This window comes from Pseudomonas paraversuta, from assembly GCF_904063065.1.
GTDB classification, from domain to species: domain Bacteria; phylum Pseudomonadota; class Gammaproteobacteria; order Pseudomonadales; family Pseudomonadaceae; genus Aquipseudomonas; species Aquipseudomonas paraversuta.
On the sequence record NZ_CAJFCL010000053.1, the window covers coordinates 1 to 441 of the forward strand.

The following is a 441-nucleotide window of genomic DNA, read 5'->3' on the forward strand; positions in this document are numbered from 1 at the left end:
TCAGACGCGGTCTATTTCGCGTTGGCCGATGCTGATGCCGATGCCGATGCGGATGCCGACGCCGATGCGGAGGCCGATGCCGACGCGGATGCGGATGCGGATGCGGATGCCGACGCTGACGCGGATGCGGATGCTGACGCCGATGCCGATGCCGATGCCGATGCCGACGCCGATGCGGATGCGGATGCGGATGCCGATGCCGACGCTGATGCGGATGCGGATGCGGATGCCGACGCCGATGCCGATGCTGACGCTGATGCGGACGCCGATGCCGATGCTGACGCCGATGCCGATGCCGATGCCGATGCCGACGCCGATGCTGATGCCGATGCTGATGCCGATGCCGATGCCGATGCTGATTCCGACGCCGATGCGGATGCGTATGCCGACTCGGACGCCGATGCCGACCCCACCCCCGACACGGACGACGATCCTGCTTCC

Annotated in this window: 1 protein-coding gene; it reads left to right on the top strand. The window is 67.1% G+C overall.

Features of this window, described 5'->3' with window-relative positions:
* The coding region (locus JQ845_RS23360; protein ID WP_203009517.1) for a hypothetical protein at window positions 1-441 on the top strand (441 nt) is incomplete at both ends.